This window comes from Azonexus caeni (assembly GCF_048146105.1).
GTDB classification, from domain to species: domain Bacteria; phylum Pseudomonadota; class Gammaproteobacteria; order Burkholderiales; family Rhodocyclaceae; genus Azonexus; species Azonexus aromaticus_B.
This window is the reverse complement of record NZ_JBKJAD010000013.1, coordinates 1-11,662: the sequence shown is the minus strand read 5'-3', so window position 1 is coordinate 11,662 and position 11,662 is coordinate 1. Positions and strand designations below refer to the sequence as shown.

7 protein-coding genes are annotated in these 11,662 nt (G+C 68.5%); 3 read left to right on the top strand and 4 right to left on the bottom strand.

The window, feature by feature from the left end:
- Positions 1–2 precede the first annotated feature (2 nt).
- Together ACLIIZ_RS12920 and ACLIIZ_RS12915 are read left to right on the top strand one after the other, a co-directional pair.
- Positions 3–3,641, top strand: coding sequence for a translocation/assembly module TamB domain-containing protein (locus tag ACLIIZ_RS12920; protein ID WP_416692702.1), 3,639 nt, complete (start codon positions 3–5; stop codon positions 3,639–3,641).
- A gap of 99 nt (positions 3,642–3,740) precedes the next feature.
- Positions 3,741–4,565, top strand: a complete 825-nt coding sequence (locus ACLIIZ_RS12915; RefSeq protein ID WP_416692700.1) for a hypothetical protein — start codon at positions 3,741–3,743, stop codon at positions 4,563–4,565.
- Here ACLIIZ_RS12915 and ACLIIZ_RS12910 read toward each other — a convergent pair.
- The 4 genes from ACLIIZ_RS12910 to ACLIIZ_RS12895 all read right to left on the bottom strand — a co-directional run bounded on the left by ACLIIZ_RS12910 (position 4,522) and on the right by ACLIIZ_RS12895 (position 10,515).
- A complete protein-coding gene (locus ACLIIZ_RS12910) occupies positions 4,522–5,004 on the bottom strand; it encodes a DUF488 domain-containing protein (RefSeq protein WP_416692698.1) in 483 nt (160 codons plus the stop codon). The genes ACLIIZ_RS12915 and ACLIIZ_RS12910 overlap by 44 nt on opposite strands.
- A 107-nt stretch (positions 5,005–5,111) precedes the next feature.
- Positions 5,112–6,335 (bottom strand): cation:proton antiporter domain-containing protein, encoded by a 1,224-nt coding sequence (locus ACLIIZ_RS12905; protein WP_416692696.1) that lies wholly within the window; start codon positions 6,333–6,335, stop codon positions 5,112–5,114.
- Complete coding sequence (locus ACLIIZ_RS12900; RefSeq protein ID WP_416692694.1) at positions 6,332–9,403, bottom strand: efflux RND transporter permease subunit; 3,072 nt, start codon at positions 9,401–9,403, stop codon at positions 6,332–6,334. Before ACLIIZ_RS12900 ends, ACLIIZ_RS12905 begins: the two co-directional genes overlap by 4 nt.
- Positions 9,400–10,515, bottom strand: coding sequence for an efflux RND transporter periplasmic adaptor subunit (locus ACLIIZ_RS12895; protein WP_416692692.1), 1,116 nt, complete (start codon positions 10,513–10,515; stop codon positions 9,400–9,402). The genes ACLIIZ_RS12900 and ACLIIZ_RS12895 overlap by 4 nt, the downstream gene beginning before the upstream one ends.
- Positions 10,516–10,699: 184 nt before the next feature.
- Between ACLIIZ_RS12895 and ACLIIZ_RS12890 the strand changes: the two genes are divergently transcribed.
- The coding region (locus ACLIIZ_RS12890) for a type VI secretion system Vgr family protein (protein ID WP_416692690.1) at positions 10,700–11,662 on the top strand (963 nt) is incomplete at its 3' end.

The following is an 11,662-nucleotide window of genomic DNA, read 5'->3' as shown; positions in this document are numbered from 1 at the left end:
TCATGAAACGCCGCCTTGCCGCCCTCGCCTTGCTTATTGCCCTGCCACTGGCCGGTCTCGCCTGGCTGGCCGGCACCGGCAGCGGCCTGCGCACGCTGACCGGCCTCGCCAGCACGGCCAGCGGCGGTCGCCTGCAGTTCGCCGGCGTCGACGGCCGCCTCGCCGGCCCGCTACAGATCGCCGAAGTGCAATGGCTGGACGGCGAGCAACACATCACCATCGGCCAACTGCAACTCGCCTGGACGCCAGCTGCGCTGAGCGACGGCCGGCTGCAGATCGACGCGCTGACAATCGGCGAACTGCGCATCGACAGCCCGGCACAGCAGACGCCGACGCCAGCGCCCGCCGACCTGCGCCTGCCGCTGGCGCTTGCCGTCGACCGGCTGGAAATCGCTGCCGTGCACTACAACGGCAGCGCCCTGGCCAGCGAGCTGCGCGCCCGCCTGGCCAGCGACGGCCGCCAGCATCGCCTGAGCGCGCTCAGCCTGCGTAGCGGCGACGTCGTCATCGCCGGCGACGGCGAAATCGACGGCCTCGCCCCCTTCCCCCTGCGCGCCGACCTCGCCGTGCACGGCCAACTGGCCGAGCGCCCGCTCGCCCTCGACCTTCACGCCGCCGGCCCGCTCGCCCAACTGCCGCTGCGCCTGCAGGCGAAAAGCGGCATCGCCGGCGCCGGCGAAGCGCTGCTGACGCCGTTCGCCGAACAGCCTTTCGCCAGCGCCCACGTCGACCTCAAGGAGATCGACCCGGCCGCCTGGCAGGCCTCGCTACCCAGCGCCCGACTCGCCGCCCGCATCGATATCGCGCCGACCGACGACGGGGTGAGCGCCCGCTTCCAGCTCAGCAACGCCCGCCCCGGGCCGCTCGACCGCCAGGCACTGCCGTTCACCGAGCTGGCCGGCGACGCCAGCTGGCAGGCCGGCCGCCTGCAACTGCCGGCACTGCGCCTGACGCTCGCTGGCGGCGGCGAACTGCAAGGGCGCGGCGACTGGCAGGGCGAACAGGACGGCAGCCTGCAGCTCGAACTGAGCGCCAGCCGCCTCGACGCCGGCCGCCTGCTCGCCGCATTGCGGCCGACCCGGCTGGCCGGGACGATCAAGGCCGAACTGGGCGCCAACGCCCAGCAGGTCCGCGTCGACCTGGCCGACCCGCGCTTTCGCCTGCGCGCCGCGGTCGAGCACGCGGCGGCGACGGTGCGCGTCGAACAACTCGAACTGGCGGCCGGCGACGCCCGCTTGCAGGCAAGCGGCGAGCTGCACACCGGCGACCTCAGCTTTCGCGCCGACGCCCGCCTCGACCGTTTCGACCCGGCGCGTTTCGCCGCGCTGCCGGCGGCGACGCTGAACGCGACGCTGCAGGCGAGCGGCCGCCTCGGCTCCAAACCAGTGGTGGACGGCGAATTCGCGCTGCGCGACAGCCGCTTCCGCGACCAGCCGGTGAGCGGCCAGGGCAAGCTGCGCCTGGCCTGGCCGCTGCTCAGCAACGTCGACCTGCAACTGGCGCTGGCCGGCAACCGGCTGCAGGCGAACGGCGCCTTCGGCCGCGCCGACGACCGCCTGAACGTCGTCATCGACGCCCCGCAGCTCGCCGCGCTCGGCGGCGAAGGCGGCATCGCCGGCCGCCTCGAACTCGGCGGCACGCTCGACCGGCCCAGCCTGAGCGCCAGCCTGCAGGCGGCGACGCTCGGTCTGCCGGGCAGCTTCCGCCTGCACGGCCTCAAGCTCGACGGCCAGCTCGGCGCCGCCGACGAAGCGCCGCTGAAGATCCGGCTCGGCCTTGACGCAATCGGCGACGGCCACGCCGCGACCTGGGCGCAAGCCCTGCAACTCGACGTCGACGGCAGCCGGCGCAGCCACCGGCTACGCCTGACCAGCCGCCTGGCCGGCGGCGAACGCCTGCAACTGGCAGCCAGCGGCGGCCTCGGCGACAAGCGCTGGCAGGGCCAGCTCGACAAGCTGACGCTGGCCGCCGGGGAAGCGGCGCGCAACCTGCGCCTGCTCGCCCCGGCCGCCGTGCAACTCTCCGGCGACGCCTGGTCGCTCGGTCCGCTGCGCCTGGCCGGCGCCCCCCTCGACTGGCAGGCGACGCTCAGCGCCAGCGCCGACGGTAGCCGGCTGAAAGGCGAACTGCAGGCCAGCGGCAGCCGCGTCGGCAAGGTCGACGCCCAGCTCGAGGCGATGCTCGTCAGCCCCTGGCAGCTTGCCACCGACCGCCCCTGGCAGGGCCGCTTCGAGGCCGCCGTCAACGACCTCGCCTGGCTCGGCGAACTGCTCGGCGAGCAGTGGCGCAGCGCCGGCGAACTGACGGCAACGCTGCGCCTGGCCGGCACGCCGGCCAAGCCGCAACTCTCGGGCACGGTGCACGGCAGCCGGCTGGCGGTGAGCGATAGCGAGAGCGGCATGCGCCTCGAACAGGGCGAACTCGCCGCCGACATCGCCGACAACCGCCTGCAACTGCGCCGCTTCGTTTTCGTCAGCCCGCACCAGCCGCTGCCGCGCCCGCTGCGCCAGCGCCTGGGCGACGCGGCGGCGGCCCAGAGCGCGCCGGGCAAGCTGGAAGTCACCGGCAGCATCGCCATCGACCCGGCGAGCAGCGACGGCCAGGCCAATCTCGACGTCAATCTGGAGCGCGTCGGCGTCCGCCAGCGTCCGGACCAGTGGCTGAACCTTTCCGGCCAGGGCAAGCTGAGCTGGCAGCAGGCGGCGCTCGGCCTGCGCGGCCAGCTTGCCGTCGATGCCGCCTGGTGGCAGATGGCGCCGGCCGGCGCGCCGCGCCTGTCGGACGACGTCATCGTCCAGCGCCCGGGGCAGAAAGCCGCCACCGGCAGCCGGCCGCGTCTCGACCTCGACCTGGAAATCAGCCTCGGCCGCCACTTCCTGTTCGACGGCAGCGGGCTGTCCACCCGGCTGGCCGGCAGCCTGCGCCTGACCGCCAGCGGCCGCGACCTGCCGCGCGCCAGCGGCACCATCCGCACCCGCGACGGCCGTTTCGACGCCTACGGCCAGCAACTTGAGATCGAGCGCGGCGAACTGCGCTTCCAGGGCCTGCCGGAGAACCCGGCGCTCGACGTGCGCGCGGTGCGCAAGGGGCTGGCCGTCGAAGCCGGCGTGCAGATTTCCGGCACGGCGCAGAAACCGGTGCTGCGCCTGGTCTCCGACCCCGAACTGCCGGACGCCGAAAAGCTCTCCTGGCTGATCCTCGGCCACGGCCCGGAAGGCACCGGCAGCGGCGACGCCAGCGTCCTGCTCTCGGCCGCCGCCGGCCTGCTCGGCAACGATTCAGGCAAACTGGTGCAGCAGATCAAGCGCAGCTTCGGCATCGACGAGTTCGGCGTCCGCCAGGGCAGCCTCGACGGCAGCGGCCGCCAGGCCGGCAGCCGGATCGCCGGCGGCAGCGTGGACACCAGCGGCAGCACCGGCCAGCAGATTCTCAGCATCGGCAAGCGCCTGACCGAGAAGGCGACGCTCGGCTACGAGCAGTCGCTGGGCACCGCCGACAGCCTGGTCCGCCTGTCGGTGGCGCTGACCCGCGACATCACGCTGATCGGCCGCGCCGGTAGCGACAACGCCGTCGATATCTTCTACACCCTCACCTGGGGTCTTCCGCCGGCGCGCCGGGGGCGGCGGGAAGCGGCGCCCTGAGCGCCAGGTCGTGGCGGCGCCGGGTTGAAAACCGCACCAAGCAAAATTAGCCCGATGGCATAATTCAAAACTCCCATCTTGCTGCTTCCGCGATCAGCCATGCTTGCCGAGCGTAAAACAGTCCTGATTCTGTGCAAGACCTACCCTTCGCCCAGCGCAAGCTACGTCGAGACATCCTGTGTGGCAGGCATGGAACATACGGGAAAACTGATCCGGCTGTTCCCTGTTCCTTTTCGACTGGTCAGCGACGAGCAGCAATTCAGGAAATGGCAGTGGATCACCGCCAGGGTCCGCAAGACCAGGGAAGATAATCGTCCGGAAAGCCACCGCATTTCCGTCGACACCATCGAACTTCTCGGCGAACCCTTGTCGCCCCGCAACGAATGGGGCGAAAGACGGCAGGCCATTGCCCCGCTCCAAATTTTCACCAGTTTCGCTGCACTTGATGCGGCCCGGGAGACAAGGGGAATCTCCCTTGGCTTGCTACGCCCGCAACGTCTGATCGACTTGCTAATCACGAGCGCCGACACCCCCGAATGGACGCCAGAAGAAAAAGCAAAACTGATGCAAGCGCAGACCCAAGGGTCGCTTTTCGATCAGCATGACGAACAGAAATCGCTGAAGTTGCTCAAAAAATTACCGTTCGACTTCCATTACGTCTATGCCTGCGAATCCGATGGCATCGTCACGACGCACAAACACAAGCTCGTCGACTGGGAAGCCGGCGCGCTGTTCTGGAATGTTCATCGTAAGCAGGACTGGCAAAAGCTGTTCCGGCAAAAGTACCTTGTCGAATTCTCGACCAAGGACCTGCTTTTTCTGATGGGAACAATTCATCGCTTTCCGAAGCAATGGCTGATCGTCGGCGTGATCTATCCGCCTAAGCCACTAGCCGCACAGGCTGGTCAGGGAGAACTGTTTTAGCGGTCAGGTGACTGACCGATAGCCCGCTGCCAAGGCGCATCGCCGCACGGGCGACATAGCTGCGATGACAGAAGTTGAAATCAGCTTCGAAACAGATCAGGCATACGATTGAACTACGGGCCATTCCTGCCAGTTGGCTGACCATGTTGTCCTGAGTGGCAAGATAGCGCTGAAAATCTCGAGCATAGGTCTGCCAGTCGCCATCCATCCGATAACGGTTACGGATCTGCTTGGGACATCCCAGCGCAGGTGCGTGGAAATACGCAATCCCATGACGTTTCAGGCTCTCTGCCAGCGCGGTTTTGGAGAAGCCTTTTTTCCTCGACAACGGCAATTCACGAACATCGACAATGGTCTTGACCCCAACCACTTGCAGCCGACTGATGAAAGCGTCGATATCAAGGCCCTCATAGCCGAAGGTATAAAGAGGAACGGACATTAATACTTGCCAAGTGAAGGATCGATGGTCAGTTTAATTTCTCCGTCTCAATTCACCAACTGACAGCCGTGCCGGCAGCGACAACGCGGTCGATCTCTTCTACACCCTCACCTGGAGTCTTCCGCCGGCGCTCCGGGGGCGGCGGGAAGCGGCGCCTTGAACGGCGGCATCTCGTGGCGGCGCTGGGCGACCAGGATGAGCAGGGCGGAGACGATGACGACGATCAGCACGCTGCCGCCAACCCATTCCGGCACCGGCACCACCATGCGCGCGGTGAGGTAGAGCAGCACGGTGATCAGGCCGCGCGGCGCCAGCCATAGCAGCGACGGCGCCAGGGAGCCGCCGAAGCTGCGCAGCAGCGCGGCGCGCGACAGGTAGATGATGAACAGCACGACCAGCGCGCCAAACCAGGCCTTCGGCATCGCCAGCGTGCCGAGATCGGTCCAGTAGCCGAGCAGGATGAAGAAGAAACCGCGCACGGCGAAGGTCAGTTCGAAGGCGATCGCCTTGAATTCGTTGAGTGTCGTGTCGTAGTGGTCGCTCATCCAGTGCTCGAACAACGGCACCCGGGTGATCAACAGCGGATTGTTGATGGTCAGGCCGAACAGCAGGACCATGATCAGCGGCGACAGGTAGAGCAGCTTGCCCGCCGCGTAGAGGCCGAGCAGGCCGGCGAGCAGCGGCAGGAAGCGGATCGGCCCGCGGCTGTGCATCAGGATCAGGGCCAGGCCGATGGCACAGATCACCGAAAGCACCAGCGACACCAGGCCGCCGCCGAGCAATCCCTGAACAATGCCAAGGAAGGAGCCGTCGGAATGGACCAGGGCGAAGAAGACGATGACGCCGATGATGTCGGATAGCGCGCTTTCATAGACGACGAATTCGCGCCCGTGCGCCGGCAGGAACTGGCTGTTGGGGATGGCGACAGCGCTGGAGATCAGCGCGAAAGGGACGGCGATCACCGCCGCCTTGAAGTAACCGAAGGCGAAGTAGAGCTCGATCAGTGGCGTCAGGACGACGAAGCAGGCGAGGAAGCCGAGCCAGGCCATCCACATCGCCGCCCGCGCCGAGTACAGGCGTTCGCGCGACAGCGAGATGTCGAGCGAGCCTTCGAGGACGATCAGCACCAGGCCGATGGTGCCGATGATCGGCACCACCATGTCGAGGCCGGCCAGCGTCCAGCCGGCGACGTGCAGCAGCGGCTTGGTCAGCATGCCGGCAGCGATCAGCAGGATCACCGGCGGAATCCGGTAGTGCCGGCCGGCGCGTTCGATGGCAAAGGCCACAAGGAGGATCGCCGAGGCGAACAGGATCGAAACATGAACGTTCATGCCGTCCCTCCCGAAGCTGGTTGTGCGCGGCGACGACCGAGCCAGGCGATGGCGTCGTCCACATAGGTGAAGACGACCGGGATCACCAGCAGGCTGAGGAAGGTCGAAGTGATCAGGCCGCCGATGACGACGATCGCCATCGGTGCCCGGAAACTGGGATCGGCGCCGATGCCGAGGGCAATCGGCAGCATGCCGGCGCCCATCGCGATGGTCGTCATGACGATCGGCCGCGCCCGCTTGCGGCAGGCGTCGAGCAGCGCGTGCCAGCGGTCGAGCCCGTGCTCGCGGCGGGCGAGGATGACGTAGTCGATGAGCAGGATCGAGTTCTTGGTGGCGATCCCCATCAGCATGATGAGGCCGATCATCGACGGCATCGACAGCGCCTTCTGGGCGATGAACAGCGCCAGGAAGGCGCCCGGCACCGACAGCACCAGCGCTGCCAGGATGGTCACCGGCTGCACGAAATCCTTGAACAGCAGGACCAGCACGATGTAGATGCAGAGCACGCCGGTGGCCATCGCCAGGCCGAAGCTGGCGAACAGCTCGCCCATCGCCTCGGCGTCGCCGATCGTCGACTGGATGATGCCAGGCGGCAGTTGCTGCAGGCTGGGCAAGGCGAGCGCCGCCTTTTCGACGTCGCCGAGCGCACGGCCGTTCAGTTCGACCTCGAAGTTGATGTTGCGCAGGCGGTCGTAGCGGTCGATCTCGGCCGGTCCGCCGGCGATGTCCACGCTGGCGACATTGGCCAGCAGCACCGGGCCGTGGCGGCCGGGCACGGTGAGCTGGCGCAGCAGGTCGAGGTCGGCGCGGGCGGCGGGCGGCAGCTTGACGACGATCGGCACCTGGCGCTGCTGCAGGTTGAGCTTGGCCAGCCCCTGGTCGTAGTCGCCAGCGGTGGCGATGCGCAGGGTATCGGCGATCGCCGCCGAGGTCACGCCGAGGTCGGCCATGCGCGCGAAGTCGGGGCGGATCACCAGTTCCGGCCGGGTCAGGCTGGCCGTCGTGGTGACGCTGCCGATGCCGGGTATGCCGCGCAACTCGCGCTCGACCTGGCGGGCGTGGCTGGCCAGCAGTTCGCCGTCCTCGCCGGCCAGGACGATGACGTACTTCTCGTTGGCCGAGGCGAGGCCGACCTTGATCCGCGCCCCCGGCACCGCCGCCAGCGCCTGGCGTAGTTCGCCCTCGATCTGCTGCTTGCTGATCCCCGAACGCTCGCCGCGCGGCGTCATGTTCACGGTCAGCGTCGCCTTGCGCACCTCGGCGGCGCCGCCCGGCATGAACGGGTCCTTGCCGGCGGCACCGCCGCCGAGCGCGGTATAGACCAGGCGGACCTGCGGATGGGCGGCCACCACCTGCCGCGCCTGCTCGGCCACCGCCAGCGTCTCGGCGAAGCGGGCGCCGGGCGGCAGCTCGACATGAACCTGGGTCTGCGACAGGTCGTCCGGCGGCAGGAAACCGGTCGGCAGCAGCGGCACCAGCGCGAAGGAGCCGAAGAAGAAGGCGCCGGCGGCGACCAGCGTCAGCACGCGGTGGCGCAGGCACCAGCCGGCCCAGCCCGCATAGATGCGCAGCCAGCGCGGCTCGGCATGGGCGGTAGTGGGGCGCAGCAGGTAGGCGGCCATCATCGGTGTCAGCATGCGGGCGACGACCAGCGAGAAAAAGACGGCGATCGCCGCCGTCCACCCGAACTCGATGAAGAACTTGCCGGCGACGCCGCTCATGAAGGCGGTCGGCAGGAACACCGCGATCAGCGTGAAGGTGGTGGCGATGACCGCCAGGCCGATCTCGTCGGCTGCTTCCATGGCTGCCTGGTAAGGCGTCTTGCCCATCGCCAGGTGGCGCATGATGTTCTCGATCTCGACGATGGCGTCGTCGACCAGGATGCCGACCACCAGCGACAGCGAGAGCAGGCTGACGACGTTGATCGTGAAGCCCATCAGGTACATCGCGGCGAAGGTCGGAATGATCGACAGCGGCAGCGCGGTGGCGGCGACGAAGGTGGCGCGGCCGTCGCGCAGGAACAGCCAGACGACGATGACGGCGAGGATGGCGCCTTCGATCAGCAGCCACATCGAACCTTCGTAGTTCTCGATCACCGGGTCGACGAAGTTGAAGGCCTCGGTGATCTCGATGTCCGGGTGTTCGGCACGCAGGCGGGCGAGGACGACGGCCACCGAGTCCGCCACCTCGACTTCGCCGGCGCCCTTGCTGCGCGAGATTTCGAACCCGACCACCGGCTTGCCGTTGAGCAGCGCCGCGCTGCGCCGTTCGGCGATGTCGTCGCTGACCGTGGCGATCTGGTCGAGCCGGACATGACGGCCGTCGCCGAGGAGGATGTCGATCGCTGCCAGTTCCGCCGCCGAGCGCACGGTGCCGATGGTGCGCACCGACTGTTCGACGCCGCCGATGTCGCTGCGCCCGCCCGAGGCTTCCTGCTGGATCTGCCGCAGCTGCCGGGAGATGTCGGCGGCCGAGGCGCCGAGCGCGAGCAGGCGGGCCGGGTCGAGTTCGACACGCAGTTCGCGGCTGACGCCGCCGACGCGGGCCACGGCGCCGACGCCGCGGGCGCTGAGGATGGCCTTGGCGACGGTGTTGTCGACGAACCAGGAGAGCGCCTCCTCGTCCATCCGCGACGAGGCGACGGTATAGGTCAGGATCGGCGCACCGGCCACCGACACCTTGCTCACCACCGGATCCTTGAGGTCGCCCGGGAGGTCGGAGCGGATCCGCGACAGCGCGTCGCGCACGTCGTCGACCGCCTCCTGGGTGGGCTTTTCCAGGCGGAACTCGACGGTGATCGTCGCCGTCCCGTCCTGCACCTTGGTATAGATGTGCTTGACGCCCTGCAGCGTCGCCACCGAATTCTCGATCTTGCGCGCCACCTCGGTTTCCATCTGCGCCGGCGCGGCGCCGGGCAGGCTGGCGCTGACCGTCACCGTCGGCAGGTCTACGTCCATGAACTGCTGCACCTTCATGGCCTTGAAAGCGACCAGCCCGGCCAGCGTCAGCAGCAGGAAGAGCAGGATCGCCGGGATCGGGTTGCGGATCGACCAGGCGGAAACGTTCATTGACCGCCACCCGCGGCCAGCACCTGCACCAGATCACCATCGGCCAGGAAGCCGGCGCCGCTGGCGACGATGCGCGCCGCCGCCGGCAGGCCATCGACGATCTCGACCCGTTCGCCCTGGCGGCGGCCGAGGCCGACCTTGGTCTGGGCGACGCGGTCGGCGCCCTGCAGCGTGAAGACGTAGGCGAAACCCTCGCGCAGCACCACCGCCGCCTGCGGCACGCTGAGCGCCGGCGCCTTGCCGAGTTCGAACTCGCCGCGCGCGAACATGCCGGCGCGAATCGTGCCGGCAGCCGGCAGATCGACGAAGACGGTGCCGTTGCGGGTCGCCGGATCGACCGCCGGCGCCACCTGGCGCACCTTGCCGTCGACCGTCGCACCGCCCGGGCCGGTGATGCGCACCGGGCCGCCGCCGACGATCCGCCCGAGGTCGGCCGACGGCACCGCCGCCCGCCATTCGAGACGGCCGCCGCGGATCAGCCGGAACAATTCCTGGCCGGCCGTCGTCAGCGAACCGACGGCAGCGCTGCGTGCCGAGACGATGCCGTCGTCCGGCGCCTTGATCTCGGTGCGCGCCAGCCGCAGCGCCGCCGCATCCAGCCGCGCCCGTGCTGCTGCCAGGCGGGCGGCCGTTGCCTGCTCAGCGGTCTGGTACTGGGTATTCATCTGCTGGCTGTAGAAACCTTTCGCCTGCAGTTCCTTGGCCCGCGCCGCATTGCCGCGCGCCTCGGCGACACTGGCCTCAAGCTCGGCCACCGCCGCCTGCGCCTCGGCCTGCTCGCTGGCCGCCGTCGCCGCATCGAGACGCGCCAGCACCTGGCCCTTGCGCACGGTCTGACCGACATCGACCGCCACTTCGACGATACGCAGGCCGGACAGCTCGGCGCCGATCACCGCTTCCTGCCAGGCGACGACGTCGCCGTTGGCGCTCAGGGTGCGCGGCCAATCGACCGTCTGCGGCGCCACCACGGCAACGCTCAAGGCCGGCTTGGCGGCGGCTTGCGGCGGCGCCGCTTCCTTGCCGCAAGCGGCAAGCAGCAAGACGAGCGCCAGCGCGCCGACGCGCCGGCAACCTGCCAAACGGGATACAAACTGAGTCTGCCTGTCGATCATGCCGAACCTGCCCGGGCTGGAAAACTTGCGGATGATACCGCGTTGCAGCACAAGCCGTTTCGACTACGCCTCGATGACCGCCCACTGGCGATATTACGCATCAGATATCAATGCAGAACCTCTATTGACCACGGTGACGTTGTCATGATGCAATCGCCATTCCCTCGTCATGCCCCCCAGCCCGATGTCCCTCCCGTCGCCGTTTGCCGCCTTTCTCTCGCAACACGCCCGACTGCTGGAGATCACCACGGCACTGCCGGAAGCGGCGCTGGTCGTCGAGCGTTTCTCCGGGCGGGAAGCGGTCAACGCGCTGTTCCGCTTCGAGATCGACTGCATTTCCACCAGCGCCGGCCTCGACCTGCTGGCGCTGACCGGCGAGGAAATCACCCTGCGCCTGCTGCAGGCCGACGGCAGCAAGCGCGCCTGGCACGGCTACGTCACCGAATCGCTGCAACTCGGCGCCGACGGCGGTTTCGCCCGCTACCGGCTGATCATGGAGCCCTGGCTCGCCCTGCTGCGCGAGCGTCGCGACAGCTACGTGTTCCAGGACAAGACGGTGCTCGAGATCCTCGGCCAGCTCTTCGCCGATCACCCGCAGGCCAACTGGGCGCAGGGCGTCACCCAGGAACTGCGCCGCTACAGCCTGTCCATCCAGTACCGCGAATCCGACCTCGACTACTGCCGCCGCCTGCTCGCCGAGGAAGGCCTGTCCTTCCGCTTCAGCCACGACCAGAACGCGGTGGCCGGCGACGAAGCCACGCACGCCCGTCACCGCCTGGAAATCTTCGACCGCGAGACCGAACTGCCCGAGCTGGCGCAGCCCGTCCTGCGTTTTCATCGCAACAACGCGACCGAGGCGAGCGACACCGTCCAGACCTGGCAGGAAATCCGCAACGCCCTGCCCAACGCCGTCACCATCGCCGGCTGGGACTACAAGACGCTGCTCGCCACCGGCGCCGAAGTCGAATCGACCCAGGACAATGGCGAAGTGCCGCGCATGGAAGTGCATGACGCGTCGCTCCCCTACCGCTACACCGACGGCGCCGCCGCCCGCCGCCATGCCGATCTGCGCCTGGCCGCCTGGGAAGCCGCCTACCGCCGCTTCGCCGGCGACAGCACGGTGCGCCAGGCCGCCGCCGGGCAGAAC

Excerpts from the sequence above, each read along its gene's own strand:
- ACLIIZ_RS12920 (WP_416692702.1), top strand. The coding sequence starts at position 3 with ATGAAACGCCGCCTTGCCGCCCTCGCCTTGCTTATTGCCCTGCCACTG.
- ACLIIZ_RS12915 (WP_416692700.1), top strand. The coding sequence starts at position 3,741 with ATGCTTGCCGAGCGTAAAACAGTCCTGATTCTGTGCAAGACCTACCCT.
- ACLIIZ_RS12910 (WP_416692698.1), bottom strand. The coding sequence starts at position 5,004 with ATGTCCGTTCCTCTTTATACCTTCGGCTATGAGGGCCTTGATATCGAC.
- ACLIIZ_RS12905 (WP_416692696.1), bottom strand. The coding sequence starts at position 6,335 with ATGAACGTTCATGTTTCGATCCTGTTCGCCTCGGCGATCCTCCTTGTG.
- ACLIIZ_RS12900 (WP_416692694.1), bottom strand. The coding sequence starts at position 9,403 with ATGAACGTTTCCGCCTGGTCGATCCGCAACCCGATCCCGGCGATCCTG.
- ACLIIZ_RS12895 (WP_416692692.1), bottom strand. The coding sequence starts at position 10,515 with ATGATCGACAGGCAGACTCAGTTTGTATCCCGTTTGGCAGGTTGCCGG.